General features: G+C 71.7%; 15 protein-coding genes. 5 read left to right on the top strand and 10 right to left on the bottom strand.

The window, feature by feature from the left end; translation table 11 throughout:
• The 8 genes from BT364_RS02145 to BT364_RS02110 form a co-directional block, all read right to left on the bottom strand.
• Positions 1 to 3105: alpha-N-acetylglucosaminidase (locus BT364_RS02145; protein WP_079179278.1), on the bottom strand; the 3105-nt coding region annotated here is incomplete at its 3' end.
• A 158-nt stretch (positions 3106 to 3263) separates the two neighbouring features.
• Positions 3264 to 3911, bottom strand: a complete 648-nt coding sequence (locus tag BT364_RS02140; protein ID WP_072483325.1) for a LuxR C-terminal-related transcriptional regulator — start codon at positions 3909 to 3911, stop codon at positions 3264 to 3266.
• Complete coding sequence (locus BT364_RS02135) at positions 3896 to 5164, bottom strand: sensor histidine kinase (RefSeq protein WP_072483324.1); 1269 nt, start codon at positions 5162 to 5164, stop codon at positions 3896 to 3898. The genes BT364_RS02140 and BT364_RS02135 overlap by 16 nt, the downstream gene beginning before the upstream one ends.
• Positions 5165 to 5527: 363 nt before the next feature.
• Positions 5528 to 6148 carry a winged helix-turn-helix domain-containing protein gene (locus BT364_RS02130; protein ID WP_072483323.1) on the bottom strand — a complete coding sequence of 207 codons (621 nt, stop codon included), beginning with the start codon at positions 6146 to 6148 and terminating at the stop codon, positions 5528 to 5530.
• Positions 6149 to 6494: 346 nt separating this feature from the next.
• The gene (locus BT364_RS02125) at positions 6495 to 7406 is read right to left on the bottom strand and encodes a DUF6891 domain-containing protein (RefSeq protein ID WP_072483322.1); all 912 of its coding nucleotides are present in this window, start codon (positions 7404 to 7406) and stop codon (positions 6495 to 6497) included.
• A gap of 58 nt (positions 7407 to 7464) precedes the next feature.
• Positions 7465 to 8499: a glutamine synthetase gene (glnII, locus tag BT364_RS02120; protein ID WP_072483321.1), complete on the bottom strand. Its 1035-nt coding sequence runs from the start codon at positions 8497 to 8499 to the stop codon at positions 7465 to 7467.
• 102 nt (positions 8500 to 8601) lie between these two features.
• The gene (locus BT364_RS02115; protein WP_072483320.1) at positions 8602 to 9762 is read right to left on the bottom strand and encodes an ARPP-2 domain-containing protein; all 1161 of its coding nucleotides are present in this window, start codon (positions 9760 to 9762) and stop codon (positions 8602 to 8604) included.
• Entirely contained in the window at positions 9759 to 11234 is a 1476-nt protein-coding gene (locus BT364_RS02110) for a hypothetical protein (RefSeq protein ID WP_072483319.1), read from the bottom strand. Before BT364_RS02110 ends, BT364_RS02115 begins: the two co-directional genes overlap by 4 nt.
• Before the next feature lie 208 nt (positions 11235 to 11442).
• Here BT364_RS02110 and BT364_RS02105 point away from each other — a divergent pair, with 208 nt between their 5' ends.
• Both BT364_RS02105 and BT364_RS02100 read left to right on the top strand, forming a co-directional pair.
• Positions 11443 to 12354 (top strand): Gfo/Idh/MocA family protein, encoded by a 912-nt coding sequence (locus tag BT364_RS02105; protein ID WP_072483318.1) that lies wholly within the window; start codon positions 11443 to 11445, stop codon positions 12352 to 12354.
• 57 nt (positions 12355 to 12411) lie between these two features.
• Complete coding sequence (locus BT364_RS02100) at positions 12412 to 13137, top strand: alpha/beta fold hydrolase (RefSeq protein WP_079179277.1); 726 nt, start codon at positions 12412 to 12414, stop codon at positions 13135 to 13137.
• Positions 13138 to 13167: 30 nt separating this feature from the next.
• On the opposite strand, the gene BT364_RS02095 is transcribed toward BT364_RS02100, so the two are convergent.
• Complete coding sequence (locus BT364_RS02095; protein ID WP_072483317.1) at positions 13168 to 13527, bottom strand: arsenate reductase family protein; 360 nt, start codon at positions 13525 to 13527, stop codon at positions 13168 to 13170.
• 120 nt (positions 13528 to 13647) lie between these two features.
• Here BT364_RS02095 and BT364_RS02090 point away from each other — a divergent pair, with 120 nt between their 5' ends.
• Positions 13648 to 13917: a hypothetical protein gene (locus tag BT364_RS02090; RefSeq protein WP_072483316.1), complete on the top strand. Its 270-nt coding sequence runs from the start codon at positions 13648 to 13650 to the stop codon at positions 13915 to 13917.
• 82 nt (positions 13918 to 13999) lie between these two features.
• Here BT364_RS02090 and BT364_RS02085 read toward each other — a convergent pair whose 3' ends face one another.
• Complete coding sequence (locus tag BT364_RS02085) at positions 14000 to 14212, bottom strand: hypothetical protein (protein WP_143166444.1); 213 nt, start codon at positions 14210 to 14212, stop codon at positions 14000 to 14002.
• A 148-nt stretch (positions 14213 to 14360) separates the two neighbouring features.
• Here BT364_RS02085 and BT364_RS02080 point away from each other — a divergent pair, with 148 nt between their 5' ends.
• Both BT364_RS02080 and BT364_RS40855 read left to right on the top strand, forming a co-directional pair.
• Positions 14361 to 14846: an FxLYD domain-containing protein gene (locus BT364_RS02080; protein WP_072483680.1), complete on the top strand. Its 486-nt coding sequence runs from the start codon at positions 14361 to 14363 to the stop codon at positions 14844 to 14846.
• Between the two features lie 220 nt (positions 14847 to 15066).
• A complete protein-coding gene (locus BT364_RS40855; RefSeq protein WP_143166443.1) occupies positions 15067 to 15456 on the top strand; it encodes a hypothetical protein in 390 nt (129 codons plus the stop codon).
• Positions 15457 to 16258 lie beyond the last annotated feature (802 nt).

Raw genomic sequence — 16258 nt, 5'->3', positions numbered from 1 at the left:
GCGCAGTTGCCACCCGCTGAACCCGGCCGTGCCGCGCTGCCCGCTCCCGCCGTTCGTCGCGCTCATGAAGATGCCCACGTCCTGGGCCGCAGCCGTTCCCGGCACGGCGACCGTGCCCACCGTCCGCCAGCTCGCCCCGTCGTCGGTGGAGCAGGCGCCCGTGCACCCGTCCCCGGTCCGGGTCAGCCGGAGCAGCACCGGGGCCTTGATCCCGGTGATCCGCCGGTAGGCGTCCAGGGTGCCGTCGCCGTTCGTGTCGTACGAGAGCACCACACCGTTGGACGGTGTCACCGCCAGATTCAGGAACCCGGCGGAGCCCGGCGTCGCGAGGGCGTTGCGCACCACGATCCCGGCACGCGCCCAGCCCCCGGTGTTCTCCTGCGCGTCGACCCGCACGGTCACCTCCGCCCCGTCGGCCCATGCCCCCTCCCGGTACGCGGTGCCGAACTGGCTGGTGCCCTTCCACAGGTCCTGGCCCGCCCCGTTGATCGCGAACCGCCCGTCCAGCCGGCCGAAGACCGCCGCGTTCGCCGTGTACGTGCGCCAGCCCGGCTCCAGCGGCGCTGCCAGGTACACCGCGCCGCGCCGCAGATCGGTCACCCGGTCCTCGCCGCGCGGCCCGTACGCGGTGCCCAGCTCGTACGGCATCGGCACCAGCGGCGTGGTCAGCGGCTCGGACGGGGCCGTGACCCGCCAGTCCACCGCACCGGAGCCGCCGGGCGCGACCTCGTCGAGGAAGGTGCCGCCCGTCGCGATGGCGTCCAGGCCGGTGAGCGAGAAGTCGATCCGGCCGGTGGACCGCAGGCCGTTCAGGTTGCGGAAGGCGGCCGTCACCGTGCCGGTGCTGCCGGGTGTGAACGCCACCGGATCGGCCGAGACCGTGACGGTGCCCTGGTACGGGGCGGTGGACAGGGTCTCGAAGACCCGTCGCGCCGTGCGGTGGGCGTCGCCCGTCGGCCGCAGCGGATAGCTGTCGGTGCGGCGGGTCCACTGTTCCTCGCCCGGGTACCAGTCGAACGGCTTCGCCGCCCTGCCCTCCGCGAGTGCGTCGGTCAGCTCGTCCAAGTACGCCTGCCATTGCGGGAGATGGACCTCGGCCATCAGCCCCTGCCAGTCCCGGTTGGCGTAGTTGCTGAGGTCGTCGGCGGCCGTCCGGTCCGCCCAGGTGGTGATCAGGGTGCGTGCCGTCCACTCCAGCCGCACCGCCTCCGCCGGGCTCGTCGCCGGCCGCTTGGCGTCCTCCAGCCACGGCCCCAGCAGAAAGGCCCGGTGGCAGCCCGACATCGCGTCCGTCAGCCGCATCAGCTTCAGCCAGAGCGCGGCGAGCACGCGGAACCGGGCCACGTCCTTGTCGGCCTGGGCGGCCCGCAGCTGCGGCAGCAGGGTCCGGGAGCGGTCGGCGAGCGCCTGCCGGGCCAGATCGGTGAGGTCGTGGCGGTAGGTGTCCGAGTCGCGCAGCGACGGGCGTACGTCGAGGAGCGCCGCGAACGCCCGGTCGAAACCGGCCGGGTCGAAGGCGGTGTTGACGGAGGAGGTGATGCTGGGGCGACGGGAGAAGAGCGAGTCGACGGGGCGGCCGTCGGTGCTCGTCAGCCGGTACGCCGTGGCGGCCAGCGCGGCGAAGGCCGCCTCCGCCGAGCGGTCACGGGCGCCATAACGGAACTTCGGGTATGCCCGGAACCATGCCTCCCGGTCCACCTTCTCGGTCCGCCAGGCCAGTTCGCTGAACAGCTCGAACGCCGCCGGGTCGCGCTCGGCCGCCTCCGGCATGTAGGCCGTGCCGGCCAGGGCGCTGCCGGGCCTGTCGCGCCAGGCCGTGAACTTCTGTGTCCAGCGGTCGGTGTTGGCGCCGATCGTCGTTCGGCCGCCGAAGTTCGGGATGGTGCCGAAGGCGTACGGTGCCCCGCCCCAGTCCTTCTCCCGGTCGGTGACCGTGTCCAGGTCGGAGAGGCCGTCGACGATCAGGATCCGGTCGGTGTCGATCGCCTCCAGCAGCGCCTGCCGCGGGTTTGCCTGCCAGCCGAGGATCACCCACGTCGCGCCGGGGTGCGCGGTATGCAGGGCCGACTCGACGGCACGGGCGGCGTCCGGCACCGGGACGTCACCGGCGCTGCCGCCCTCGTGCAGCAGATCCATCTTGAAGTGCTCCGCCGGACCGAACAGTTCCTCCTGGTGCCGGTAGAACGCGGCGGCCACCTCGGCGAAGACGGGGGTGCGCGGGTCGAGCCAGTCCGGCCGGCGCAGCCCGTTCCAGGTGCCCTGCGGAACGACCCGGGCCCCCGGATTGCGGTCCGTGAAACCGTCCGGGACCGTGCCGAAGTAGCCGGGGAACACCGGTGCCATGCCCAGCTCCCGCAGCCGGTCGGCGATGCGCCGGCCCAGCTCCGCGCGGCGACCGATCAGCTCGGGACCGAGCGGGCCGCCGTACCCGCTCATGTTCTGGAGCAGCCACCACGGCTGGTGGGACGGGGCGGGCAGCCAGGCGCGGGCCTCGGCGTCGCTGTAGCCGAAGTCCTGGAGCAGCCGGTGGTAGACGGCCTCCTGCCCGGCGGTGACCAGCACCTCGTTGCAGCCGTGCAGGGCCAGGACGTCGAGCATCCGCTCCCAGCGCGGCCAGTCGGCGTACGGGGCGGTGTAGCCGTCGTGGGTGTCGTTGAGGGCGAACCGGTGGGTGACGGTCGCGGAGCGCTCGACGGGGGTGCGGGGAGCGGGCAGCCGGCGGGGCAGTCCGGTGCGGCTGCCGGACCAGGAGATCACGGCGTCGCAGGTGTACTTGAGGTACCAGTGCGCCCCGGTCAGGGCGGCGGCCGGTGTGGTGGCGGCGATCTCGATCCGCCCGGTGGTGCCGGTGACCCGGAAGCGGTCCTGCGCGCCGTCGCCCCGGGGGAGGGAGCGGAGCCGGAACTGCCCGGCGTGGTCCGGCAGCAGACGGCCGAGTGCCTCGTGCGCGGGCGCGAGGTTCCGGGCCGGAGCGGCCGGAGCAGCAGTGGCGTGCGCGGGGGCGGCGGCGCCCAGCGCGGCGGCGGCGCCGACGGCTCCGGCGGTGCCCAGCAGCGTACGTCTCGTCAGCCGGGAGGAGCTGAAGGGCAGGGAGGGTTCCGTCATGATCCGCACTCCTCGGTGTTGTTCATGGTGGTGCATGCGACAACAGGTGCGTGCGGTGCGCACGCTAATGACGGGCGCGGGGGCGGGCAATGGGGCGTTCGGCGGTTTGTGCCGATCCAGTCGTTCGGCCCTGACGGCGGGGCGGCCGGCCGGCCGGCTCAGCCCCGGTCCAGATAGGCGAGGACCGCGAGGACACGGCGGTTGTCGTCGTCGGACGGCGGCAGGCCGAGCTTGCCGAAGATGTTCGAGGTGTGCTTGGCCACCGCCCGCTCCGTGATCACCATCTGCGAGGCGATCGCCGCGTTCGAACGGCCCTGGGCCATCAGCTCCATGACCTCCAGCTCACGCGGGGTGAGCATGCCCATCGGTTTGTCCTGCGAGCGCCGCGACAGCAGCTGCGAGATCACCTGCGGGTCCATCGCGGTGCCGCCCGCCGCGACCCTGCGCACCGCGTCGACGAACTGGCCGGCGTCGAAGACCCGGTCCTTGAGCAGATAACCGATGCCCCCGTTGCCGTCCGCCAGCAGCTCGCGCGCGTACAGCTGCTCCACATGCTGCGAGAGCACCAGCACCGGCAGCCCCGGCTTCGCCCGCCGGGCCGCCAGCGCGCACTGCAGGCCCTCGTCCGTGTGGGACGGCGGAAGCCGGACGTCGACGATCGCGACGTCCGGCTCCGACTCGGCGAAGGCGCGGGCAAGTTCGGGCCCGCTCTCGACGGCTGCCGCGATCTCGAAGTCGTACGCCTCCAACAGGCGGACCAGGCCGTCGCGCAGCAGGAAGAGATCTTCGGCTAGGACAACTCGCAAGGGATCTCCATGGTCACCATGGTGGGACCGCCCGCGGGGCTGCTGACGGCCATGATGCCGTCGAATGTACCGAGTCGGCGTTCGATTCCGCTCAGTCCGGAGCCGCTGCCGACCCTCGCACCGCCCCTGCCGTTGTCGGTGACGGAGATCCGCAGCGCGGAGTTCTCGTGGTGGATGTCCACGCGGACGCGGTCCGCCCCCGAGTGCTTGGCGGCGTTCGTCAGCGTCTCGCTCACCGCGAAGTACGCCGCCGACTCGACCGCGGCGTCCATGCGGCCGCCCAGCTCCGCGTCGACCTCCGACTCGAAGGGCAGCCGCAGCGCCAACGCCCGGACCGCGTCCCCGAGTCCGCGCTCGGCGAGGACCGGCGGGTGGATGCCCCGGACCAGGTCGCGCAACTCGGTGAGCGCCTCGGCCGACGACTCCCGAGCCATGGCCAGGAGCTTCTTCGCCTGCGCCGGGTCCTTCTCGATCAGCGCCTCCACGGTGCCCAGATTCATGCCCATCGCGACCAGCCGGGCCTGCGCACCGTCGTGCAGATCCCGCTCGATGCGCCGCAGTTCGGAGGCGGCGGTGTCCACGGCCTCGTGCCGGGTCTCGGTCAGCCGGTCGATGCGCCGGACCAGCTCCTCCTTCTGGGTGGGGGCCAGCATCGCGCGGGCGATCACGAAGTGCAGCCGCAGCAGCCGCTCGCTGACCAGCACGCCGGTCGCGAACAACGCCGCACCGAGCGCGGCGGCGGCGAGGCCCGTCGCCTGGCTGTCGACCGGGACGAAGCCGTACCAGTAGCGGTCGTCGGTGAAGACCCGCCACAGCCCGGCCGCCAGCACGAGACCCTCCAGCGGATAGATGAGCAGCGCGGCGGCCAGAGTCGCCACCACATAGCCGGCCGTCATGTCGACCAGCAGCCACCGGATGTCGCGCCAGGTCGCCGGGTCCTTCAGCATCAGCGTGGTCCGCTCCACCTGCCCGGTGAACCCGGTCCGCAGATCCTTCGGGAAGGGGCGGTACGGGACCGGTATACGGATGTCGGACCAGGTGACCGCGAGCAGCCGGCGCCGGTTGGCGTGCTTGCGGACCAGCTCCAGTACGTAGGGAGTGGTCACCAGGCCGATGCCCAGCACGATGAAGACGATCGAGAGCACGGTCCAAACGAAGAGCGTGATCGAACCGACCAGGCTCGCGACCGACACCACGACTCCGCGTCCGGCGGCCAGCATCGCGGCCTTTGTCCGTTCCTGCATCGCGTTCATCCCGGTCCGTCTCCCCTCGTCGGGCTTGCCGGGCCCTCGTGTCAGCCCCGGTCCGCACACAGTCTGACCCGTCGGGCGCAAGGGGCGTCAGCCGTTCCGCCACCCGGTGGAGGTGGTGCTGGGTACACCGTTCCCAGCCGGTGTGCATGACTGAGCCCTGGACCCACTGACGCGTACTGGGCACATCCCGAACGGTGTTGGATGCGCTGGGTTCCCGCTTTCGCGTCCCGTTCGGCAACGGCTCTCCGGGGAGCCGGTCCGTTGCGGGTGGGCGGGATTCCTCACACCCCCGGTTGCCCGGTCCGGCCCGGCCCTGGTCCGGAACGTACCGGACCAGGGCCGCTTCACCTGTCTTCCGATGCGTCAGGGCGCGTACTTGTACCCGACGCGCCGCACCGTCTGGATCGAACGGCGGTGCTCCGCGCCCAGCTTGCGGCGCAGCCGGGCGATGTGGACGTCCACGGTGCGCCCGTCGCCCACATGCCCGTAGCCCCAGACCGTGGTCACCAACTGGTCGCGGGTGTGCACCCGGTGCGGATGCGCGACCAGATGGGCGAGCAGTTCGAACTCCAGATACGTGAGGTCGAGGGTGTTCCCGTCCACCGCGGCGGTGCGCTGCACGGGGTCGATGCGCACCGGCCCGGTGGCCGGCTCCTCCACCGGTGTCGGCACCACGTACTGGGCGACCGCGGCGGCCGCCGCAGTGACGGCGGGCTGCTGATCGGCCGGTACGAGCACCAGATAGCCGATCATCGGCGGCCGGCCCGGCCGCGCCGGAACGGTGTGCTGGGGCGCGGGCAGCCAGGTGGCACCCGGCGGCAGGAACTCCGCGACATCGGCCAGCTGGACGACCTCGTCGGGGTCGACGGCGCGCAGCCGGTGGCGGTTGGGGGAGAGGGAACGGGCGGAGGTGGTGGCCGCAGCGGACGCCGAGGGCGCTGAGGTGGCAGCGGCCGCGGCGGAGAAGGTACGAGTGTTCGCCATGAGGGTCAGCTCTTTCGCGCGAAGGAGTCGTCGGTGGACGGACTTGCTTGCGCGCGGACCGAAGGCCGGGGTGAGCGGCTTTAGAGGGCCTGCGCGTTCGACGCGCGACAACACACCCGGTCGAAGTCATGGTGCTGACGGGAAGGCCAGAACGGCTCGAGGTCGCTGCGACCTGTCGAGGTGTGCTGGTGGATGCTGGCCATGCCCCCATTGAACCAGAGAACCGGACGCCGCAGCAGACCTCTTCCACCCGACGATACGGACCCTTTGCGTCACCTTCCTCACCAGGGCTTCTCGTACGGCGCCGCAGCCGGCGGGCCGGTTTCCGCGCCGCCCCGCGACCGGCTCAACCCACCAGCCGCTTGCGCCAGTCCAGACCGGTCAGCTCGATCGCCCGGTCCGGCGACCCGTCCCACTGCACCGTCAGCCCCGCATCGCCGAGCGCCTCGACGACCTCCCGGCCCACGAAGGCGGTCTCGTCCGTAGCCTCGTCGAACCCGCCGTAGTACAGCGTCAGGCCGTGCCCCGACGCGGCACTCTCGGTGCCCTGCGTGTGGAAGAAGACGAAGCCGCGCGCATCCTTTCGCCCGGCGCCCCGGATCTCGGCGAGACCGCACGACCGGCAGCAGGTGAAGTGCTCCCTCGCCGTGATTCCGCCCTGGTCCAGCCGGGCGAACGCCCGTGTCAGCCGGTCCGCGTCCGTCACGTCCGACCACTGCCGCTGCTCCTCGACCCGCTCCAGCCACAGCCGCTCGACCAGCTGCTGCGCCTGTGCGTCCGTCACCGGATGCACGCCGTCCTTCACCAGGTAGTCCTCGGCCGTCCGGGAGAGCTCCTGGACCGTCCCGTACCCGCAGCGGAGCAGCACCCGTATCCGCTCCTCCAACTGCGCCCGGATCTCCGCCGGGATCTCCGGCACGGGCTCCGGCTCCGGCATCCCGGCGCTCTCCCACTCCACACCCGCGTCCCACTCCGGCTCCTGGCGCGCCCAGCGGGTCATCAGCCCGGCGACCCGCTCCGGCGAACCGATCATGGTCTGGTGGTGCGTGGCGGGGCCGCCGGAGCGGCGCTCCAGCTGGTATCCGTCACCGTGCTCGAACCAGACCTGCACGAAGGTCCCGGGGAGGTCGGGTATGCGCTGCACGACCAGGAACCGGTCACCCTTCATGCCGATCCGGTGCACCAGGTCGCTCAGCGCCCGGTCCGAAACGCGGGTGTACGTCTCGGAGTTCTCGGTCTCCACCTTGATGTCGAGCATGCGCCAACCGTGACACAGCCCACTGACAACGGCCCGGGAGCGGGGAGCGGGCCCCGGATCAGACCTGGTCGGCCTTCTCCAGCGCGGCGCAGCAGGTGTCGACGATCAGCCGCGTGACGACGTACGGGTCGACGTTGGCGTTCGGGCGGCGGTCCTCGATGTAGCCCTTCTGGTCCTGCTCGACCTGCCACGGGATGCGGACCGAGGCGCCGCGGTCGGAGACGCCGTAGCTGTACTCGTTCCACGGGGCGGTCTCGTGCAGACCGGTCAGCCGGTCGTCGATGCCCGCGCCGTAGTTCTTGACGTGGTCCATCGGCTTGGAGCCCTCGCCCAGCGACTCGCACGCGGTGATGATCGCGTCGTACCCCTCGCGCATCGCCCTCGTGGAGAAGTTGGTGTGCGCGCCCGCACCGTTCCAGTCGCCCCTGACCGGCTTCGGGTCGAGGGTCGCGGAGACATCGAAGTCCTCGGCGGTGCGGTACAGCAGCCAGCGGGCGACCCACAGCTGGTCGGAGACCTCCAGCGGGGACAGCGGGCCGACCTGGAACTCCCACTGGCCGGGCATGACCTCGGCGTTGATGCCGGAGATGCCGAGGCCCGCCTTCAGGCAGTTGTCGAGGTGCTTCTCGACGATCTCGCGGCCGAAGATCTCGTCGGCGCCGACACCGCAGTAGTAGCCGCCCTGCGCGGCCGGGAAGCCGCCCTCGGGGAAGCCGAGCGGCCGGTGGCCGTCGAAGAAGGTGTACTCCTGCTCGATCCCGAAGATCGGCTCCTGGCCCGCGAAGCGCTCGGCCACCGGGCGCAGCGCGGCACGGGTGTTGGACGCGTGCGGCGTCATGTCGATGTCGAAGACCTCGCACAGCACGAGGATGTCGTCGCCGCCGCGGATCGGGTCCGGGCAGCTGAAGACCGGCTTCAGCACCCGGTCGGAGGCGTGGCCCTCGGCCTGACTGGTGCTCGAACCGTCGAAGCCCCAGATCGGCAGCCGGTCCACGTCCTGCAAGGGGCTCCCGGTCATGATCTTCGTCTTGGAGCGGAGCTTGGCGGTCGGCTCGGTGCCGTCGATCCAGATGTACTCAGCCTTGAACGTCACGGAAGCCATCCTTTGCGGGTGCTGCGGTCCTGCGGTCCGGTCTACGCAGCGCAGCTTCGCAAGACGCGATTTCCCGTCCGTTGCCCGGATGTGAACCCCGTGTTACCGAGGATTGCCGCGTTGCGCGCGAGCCCTGAGCAGCGACTCGAAGCCGGCCGCGCGGATCCGGCGGACCACTTCATCCTCCGTGGTGCCCAGCGCCCGGGCCGCCCCCGCGAGCCGCCAGTCCGCGTCGGCGAGCCGGTGCAGCAGATGGCCGCGCCTGATCTGGGCCTCGGACAGCCGGAACGTCTTCAGGTACGCGACCTGCCCCTTGTGATCGGTGATCGTCTCACCGATGTGCTGCCCGGCCCCGCCCGTCCGGAACGGCGGCAGGAACCGCCACAGCGTGAACGAACTCATCCGGTACACCCGGTCGAAGGCGTACGAGCTGTCCAGCAGCTCACCCGCGAACAGGGTGTCGTGCGCCTCGGCCCACTCGCGCTCCTGGGCCCGCGCCGCCGCCCGCAGTGCGGCGAGCGACCGCAGCCGCGGACCGTCGGGTATCCGCGCCGCGAACTCCGGCACGGGAGCGCCGTACAGCGCGTACTGGTGGATCAGCTCGCCGTACAGGTCCTCGACCAGCGACGGGTGCAGCAGCCGGTAGTCGTCCGGGTGCGGCAGCACGAACGCGGCGGCGAGCGCGTCGGCCGCGTACACCATCACTCCGCACTGGCCGGGGTGGATCTCGAAGACCCGCAGCGCGTCACCGAGCCCGCGCACCGACCACCCCATGTACGCGTCCTCGGCGCGCGGCGAGAGCCCGTCGCGCAGCGCCTGCCGCGACCACTCCTCCCAGGCGACGGAGGGGCCGCCGAAGTGCAGGGCGAGATAGCCCTCCAGCGCGAGGTGCAGCGGCAGGAAACGCAGCCGGTCGCCCGGCCGGCGCTTCGCCATCCGGTGGTGACGGTGGCGCTGGAGCCGCGCGGTCCGGGGCGCCGGCCGGCTCCCGGCCGCGGAGCCCGCCGCGGCGCCGAGCTGCGTGCCGTACGCGGCGGACTGCTCGCCCTCGCCGGACCAGTCGGCGACGAAGCCGTGCGGGATGACCGAGGCGTAGTGCGTGCGCGGCCCGATATCCACGACGCCGTGCCCGTGGTCCGTGTAGAGCTCCTCGTGCAGTCGCAGCCCCCCGACAGGCTGTTCGCGCACCAGCGGCACCAGCCGGATGCCGCCCCACACCTGGGCGGGGCGGGTGGTGAGCCCGGTCAGTTCGAGCCTGTTCACGATGCCGCTCCCGCCCCGTCGTCGCTCACGAAACGTGCCACCTGCCGGTCCAGATAGGCGTACAGCGCCGCCGCTCCGGTGCGCCCCTCGGCGAACCCCGCGATCTCCACCAGCGCCGGCAGGTCCTCCGCGTCCCGGACACCCGCCGTGGGCACGCTCGGCGCGAGGCGCCGCACATCGAAACCGTCCGCGTCGTATACGGGGTTCACATGCACCACCGCCGTGCGCCGGTCCGGATCGAGCCGGGTCCGCCAGACCCGCAGCACCTCGCCCGCGAGTCCGGGCGGCGCGTTGTCCCAGCCGTCCGAGACGATGACCAGCCGGTCGGGGCCCAGCTCCAGCGCGTCCAGCACGCGGGTGCCGAGCGGGGTCGGCCCCCAGGGCCTGACCAGCAGCGGATCGGTACGGCCCGACGTCCACAGCGGGGTGTACGCGCCCGGCGCGGCCAGCGCCTCCAGCAGGAAGTGGCAGGCCAGCGCCACGGCGAGCGGGCGCCGTCGCTTCTCGCCCGAGCCGGACGACGAGTAGCTGTCGTCCAGCACGGCGGCGACCCGGCCCCAGCCCCCGGCGTGCGGCCCCGCCGCGCGACGGGCCGCCGTGCGCAGCGCACGGGTCAGCTCCGCGCGGTGCGCACTCCGTGCCTCGAAGCCGAGCGACAGGACGTACAGGGCGAGCCGGGTCAGCGGCATCACGGTCAGGTCCACATCCGCGGGCAGCCTCGCGTCGTCTCCCGCAGCGCGCTGCCCCAGGGTCCGCAGCCGCTCCAGCCGGGTCATCCGCGGCGCCATCCGCTCCAGGAACACCTCGCGCTTCATCCCGCGCCGGGCGGCGAAGCCCTCGGCGACGGTGAACGGCAGCTCCTCGACGGCCCCCTGCTCGTAGTGGGCGCGCCGCCAGGCGTCGAGCAGCCCGTGCCGGTAGCTCGTCCGGTGCCCCGGCCGGAACAGGAAGTCCCCCGTCTCGTCCGGCTCCCCGGTCCCGCCGAACCGGAGGTGGACATGGCGGGCGGCGGTCTTCAGCCCGGAGCGGTACTTCACCGCGTCGTGCGCCGGGTCGGGCCGGGCGGCCAGCCAGTCCCGCATGATCGCGCGGGTGCGCCGGTTGTTCACCCTGGCCGCGCGCAGCGCCCGGAACAGCCGGTACACGCGCTGCGGCGGCAGCTTCGCCAGCCGGGCGGCGATCAGCCGGCCCTCGGTGCGCCTCTCCTCGGCGCTCGCGTCGGCGGCGTGCTCCAGCAGGCCCCGGACGATGAGCGCGGCGTTGTGGTCGTTGATGTCGAGGGCGAGCGCGGCGGCGTACACCCGGCGGTAGTTGACCCGCACGTACTCGTGGAGGAAGTCCAGCGAGAGCTGCTGCTCGTACGCGGTCGAGCGGAACTCGCGCTGCCCGGTCGCGGTGATCGCGGCATTGACGAAGAGCAGCACGTCCTCGGCGGCGACGAGGCCGGCGTCGGTTCCGGTGCTGGTGGTCATGGTTCCCCCGTGGAGTCACGCGCCGCCGTACGCCCGGGCGGAGCGCCGGCCGGGGAATGGGGGCGCGAACAGCGAAATCACTGCTTCAGAGGCAAGTCCCGGAAGTCGCAGCCGGAGTCCCGCGGCCGGCCCCGCAAACGTAGCCATCGACAGCGCCCCGCGCCAGCTCAATACGAGGCGGACCCGGCAGACCCGGCAGACTTGACCCATGACGACACTTCCCCCGACCCCCCTGCGCATCGGCCTCGTCGGTACGGGCCCCTGGGCCCGGAACACCCAGGCCCCCGCCCTCGCCGCCCACCCCGGCGTCGCACTGAGCGGTGTCTGGGGCCGTCGCCCCGAGGCCGCAGAGGAGTTGGCCGCCGCGCACGGCGCCACGGCGTACAGCGGCGAGGCGGGCATCGACGAGCTCTTCGCCGCCAGCGACGCCGTCGCGTTCGCCCTTCCGCCGGACGTCCAGGCCCCGCTCGCCGCCCGCGCCGCGGCCACCGGCCGTCATCTGCTGCTGGACAAGCCGGTCGCGACCACCGTCGCGGGCGCCCGCGAGGTCGTCCGGGCCGCCGAGCAGACCGGGGTCGCCTCCGTCGTCTTCTGCACCCTGCGGTTCGCGGCCGAGACATCCGCCTGGATCGAGGAACAGGCCGCCGTGGACGGCTGGTTCACCGCCCGCGCCGAGTGGATCGGGGCCCTGTTCGCCCCGGGCTCGACGAACGAGTACGCCGCCTCGCCGTGGCGCCGCGACAAGGGCGGCCTGTGGGACGTCGGCCCGCACGCCCTGTCGGTCCTGATCCCGGTGCTGGGCGACGTGACCCGGCTGACCGCGGCCCGCGGCCCGTCCGACACCACGCATCTCGTCCTCCGCCACTCCTCCGGCGCGTCCAGCACGGTGACGCTCGCACTGGGCGCGCCCGTGGGCGCGGCCGGCACGGAGATCGAGCTCAGGGGCGAACAGGGAACGGCCACCCTGCCGCGGTGGTCCGACCCGGTCGGCGGGTTCCGGTCAGCGGTCGACGCGCTGATCCACTCGGTGCGTACGGGGGACCCGCACCCTTGCGACGTACGGTTCGGGCTGCGCCTGACGGAGCTGCTGGCGGAGGCGGAGAAGCAGGCGGACGCGTAGCACGGCGACGGCTCCGCCGCCGCGCCCGCTGCATCAGCGTCCGGCGGAGCTCCAGCCATGCCGTTGCTTCGTGTCGCCGCTCTCCACGAACTCGTCGCCGAGCAGGGCCGTGACCTCGTCAGGAGTCGAGGTCGCGTCGGCGCCGCCCACCGCGTCCATGCCGTCGACCTGATCGGCGATCCGGGGCGCAGCGTCGCGGGGGAGCGTCCGATCCGTACGGTGGCGGACCTGACGTCCTGGCTCGACGGGGTGCTGGACGGGCTGGGGGCCGACCGCACCGCGCTGGGCGGGCATTCCTACGGGGCCTGGGTCGCCCTCCACTACGCCCTGCACGCACCCCACCGCGTTTCGGAGCTGGTCCTCGTGGACCCGACGCAGTGCTTCGCCGGCTTCCGGCCCGGCTACCTGCTGCACGCGCTGCCGATGCTGATCCGGCCGGGCGTGAAACGGACGCGGGCCTTCCTGGGGTGGGAGACGGGCGGCGCCGCGCTCGACCAGGCCTGGCTGCGTCTGCGCGACGCGGCCACGGGTTTCCCGTCCGCCCGCCCGGTCACCGGGCCCCGCCCCGCGCCGGAGGCCCTGAGCGGACTGGACGTACCGACCCTGATCCTGCTCGCCGAACGCGGCCGGGCCCACGACCCGGCCCGCGTCGCCGCAGCGGCGGCCAGGCTGCTCCCTCGGGTGACGACGGCGACGATGTCCGGCGCGACGCATCACACGCTGCCGCTGCACGGGCCGACGGCCGGCGAACTGAGCCGCAGGATCGAGGACTTCATCGGGTGACGGGCCTGCGCACGGGCCGCCCGCGGATGTTCAGCGCTCCAGCGCGTCGCGTACCGCCTCTTCCGTGCGCGCCACGACGGCGGTCCCGTCGTCCGCGGTGATGATCGGCCGCTGGATGAGCTTCGGGTGCTCGGCGAGGGCCGAGATCCACCGCTCGCGCGAACCTGCCTCGCGCGGCCACTCCTTGAGCCCGAGCTCCTTCGCAGCGGCTTCCTGCGTCCGCGTGATGTCCCACGGCTCCAGCCCGAGCCGGTCGAGCACGGCCCGGATCTCGTCCGGCGACGGCACATCCTCCAGATAGCGGCGGACGGTGTATTCGGCACCCTCCGCATCGAGCAGCTGCACCGCGCTGCGGCACTTGGAACAGGCGGGGTTGATCCAGATCTCCATGGGGCCAAAGGTACGCGAGGGACGGCCCGAAAGCCCTTCTGGCCAGCGCCGATTGTCAGTGCCGGGCAGTAAAATAAAGGCAGTTGGTGAGGGTTCCACGACCATGCCAGGAGGTTGCCCATGGCCGTTGCCGCAGTCACGACCAAGCCGCTCCACAAGCCCCTGATGAAGAAGCCGCTCCCCGCGGGCCGGCCCCGCGAGTGGTACATCTCCCACAACCGCCGCCTGAAGGCCATGCGCCTGGCGATCGCCCTGCTCGACACGGGCGTCTACTACCCGTCGACCGCGACCAACGACAAGATATGCGCGACCGCCGAGCGCATCGGCATCCACCCGCCGTCCGACACGACCTGCCGCATGGTCCGCGCCTTGATCCGTTACGGCCGCTGACGGCCGGCGCACCCGATGACCGTGTCCCCGAGCCCTCCGTGGCCCGGGGACACGGCCGCGTGCACGCGTCGGGGGAATCGGCTCAGAACCTGCCGCAGGTCGCCGTGGCGAACGCCCCGGAGGCGTACGTGACCCGAAGCGGCTTCGTCTCCTCCCTCGACAGCGCACCGGCGACCACCCCGATGGCGACGGCACCACCACCGGCCGGCGCGAGCACGACCACGAGCAGCACCCAGGGCCACCGCCGCCGGCGTCGCATCGCCTCCGGGACGCCGCCCGGCCTCTGGTCGCTCATGCCCCCAGCCTCGTCCGCCCCGTGCCGCACCGCGAATCGACGCCGCCCCTCCGCTCACCCGTCCGGCGTACACCGCATGCGGCCCGCGCCGCCGCCCCTTTGACTGAGGCGATGGGCGAAGGGGGAGTGGCGAATGCTGGGAGGCACGATGACGAGGAAAGCCGCGCGAGGCCTGTGGGCCGTACTGCTGACCACGGCCGTGTTGTCGACGGCCGCAGCCTGCTCCGACGATGGCGGCAGCGCCTCCAGCACGGCGTCCAAGGCCGCGTCCGCCGCGGCGTCGGCGGCATCCCGGGGCGCCGACGTGGTGGCCTCGGCGACGGCTGCCGCGGGCGAGAAGCTGAACAACTTCAAGAACGGCGTGAACGCCGAGAGCGACGTCGAGCTGGGCAAGTCGAGCACCGACGGCGACGGCCGCGCCACCGTGAAGGTCACCGTGAAGAACAGCTCCGACTCCGCGAAGTCGTACGCGGTGCAGGTCAACTTCCGTGACGGGAGCGGCAACCTGCTCGACACGGTCGTGGTGACGGTCGACGACGTCGCCTCCAAGGCGTCCAAGGACGCCACGGCCCGCAGCAACCGCAAGCTGTCGGGCGACGTCAGGGCCGAGGTGGGACGGGCTCTGCGGCACTGACCGTTCCACGACAGCGCGTGACTATCGCGTGCTGCTGGAGGAATCCCCTGGAGACAGATCCGGCGGCAAAATATTCACGACGACCGGAGTTGGGGGATTCGAAGGCGTGGGCACCTGGATGAGGAAGGGGAAGAATACAATCTCGCTGCCCGTATTCAGAGCCCGCTGCGAAACCCGATAGCACACGACCTCGTCCGGATTGTCAATGAGTGTGTAGCACTTGAGCACCGACGGTGCGACCTGGGAATTCTGCTGCGAGGCGACGGAGCTACTTGCTGATGTGCCCAAGATGCCGGCCGTCAAGAAGGAAGCCGCTGCTGCGACACCGATGTTCCGCAAGGTTGTCTTCTTCATTTTCATCAGCTCAAAGGCTCGGGGTGAACTGGAGTTCCCCATCAGCGTGCTGGGGCTTCAGCGGCCCCAGCACCATGGCTCGACGGGGACGATTCTCGTAGAACTAGAACTGCTCGCAGAACTAGTTCTGGGCGTTGACAACCATCGTATCGTTCGGCCCGGTCTGCTGCCGGTCCGTCTCGTTCGGCTGTGTCACGTTCCCCGGGTTGCGTCTCGTGCAGCACCCGTCTCACACTCTCCAGCCATCACTGCTTGAATCCCGAAATTCTCTCGGTGCGACATCCTCAAGGAGAGCGCGCAAGCTGGAAGGCGAAGGATTCCGGGATTCCGCCCGGAGTTGCTGCTGCCAGTCCCGTCATCGCTTCGGCGTCACGCCGGAGTCACGCCGTGGCCATGGCCCGCGGCTCACGATGACACCTGACTGGAACAGCAAGAAAGCACAGTGCCGGAAAGGGGAAAAAAGTGAGAGGAAAAGTCTTCCTGAGTTCTGCCGCGACAGTGGCGCTTGTCGGGGGTCTGGCTGCGACCGCTGTCGCGCCTGCTTCCGCTGCCCCGGCACAGGCGTGCCGGGTAGTGGCAAACACCTTGACGGGGGAGAACTTCGACCCCAACGCGACCTTCACCGTCTCCCCCGGGGGGATGACGCTGCGCCCTGGTGCTGACGGTCGTATAGGACCGTTCGCTGTAACGGGCACAGGCAACTTCGCCGTAGGCTCTGTGGCCTGCGCCGGAGGGGAATCAGCGACATCGGCCGGAGGTGCAGCCGCTGCTGCGGCTGCCGGAGCGAACGCGGCACAAGCGGCGAGAAGCAGGGGTGCCTCCCCGCAAGAGGCGGCGGCGCAGGGCGCGGCGGCAGTGCAAGCCACGGGGAGAACTCTCGGTCTGTCGCAGACGGTGATAAACCAAGTCAGCAATCAGACAATCAACAACCTGAACCAAATCATTGGTTCCACCATCGGTGGCTCCGTCATCGCGGGGACCGGCAACACGGCCCCTGGCGGTCAGACGCCGACGGGTCAGACGCCGACGGGTCAGACGCCGACGGGTCAGACGCCGAC

This window comes from Streptomyces atratus, from assembly GCF_900119365.1.
Classification (GTDB): Bacteria; Actinomycetota; Actinomycetes; order Streptomycetales; family Streptomycetaceae; genus Streptomyces; species Streptomyces atratus_B.
This window is presented reverse-complemented; position numbering and strand designations above follow the sequence as displayed.

Coding starts and splice junctions, on each gene's coding strand:
- BT364_RS02125 (WP_072483322.1), bottom strand. CDS start 7,406: ATGCTCGACATCAAGGTGGAGACCGAGAACTCCGAGACGTACACCCGC.
- BT364_RS02090 (WP_072483316.1), top strand. CDS start 13,648: ATGGCCGTTGCCGCAGTCACGACCAAGCCGCTCCACAAGCCCCTGATG.
- BT364_RS02085 (WP_143166444.1), bottom strand. CDS start 14,212: ATGAGCGACCAGAGGCCGGGCGGCGTCCCGGAGGCGATGCGACGCCGG.
- BT364_RS02130 (WP_072483323.1), bottom strand. CDS start 6,148: ATGGCGAACACTCGTACCTTCTCCGCCGCGGCCGCTGCCACCTCAGCG.
- BT364_RS02095 (WP_072483317.1), bottom strand. CDS start 13,527: ATGGAGATCTGGATCAACCCCGCCTGTTCCAAGTGCCGCAGCGCGGTG.
- BT364_RS02100 (WP_079179277.1), top strand. CDS start 12,412: ATGCCGTTGCTTCGTGTCGCCGCTCTCCACGAACTCGTCGCCGAGCAG.
- BT364_RS02105 (WP_072483318.1), top strand. CDS start 11,443: ATGACGACACTTCCCCCGACCCCCCTGCGCATCGGCCTCGTCGGTACG.
- BT364_RS02080 (WP_072483680.1), top strand. CDS start 14,361: ATGACGAGGAAAGCCGCGCGAGGCCTGTGGGCCGTACTGCTGACCACG.
- BT364_RS02135 (WP_072483324.1), bottom strand. CDS start 5,164: ATGAACGCGATGCAGGAACGGACAAAGGCCGCGATGCTGGCCGCCGGA.
- BT364_RS02110 (WP_072483319.1), bottom strand. CDS start 11,234: ATGACCACCAGCACCGGAACCGACGCCGGCCTCGTCGCCGCCGAGGAC.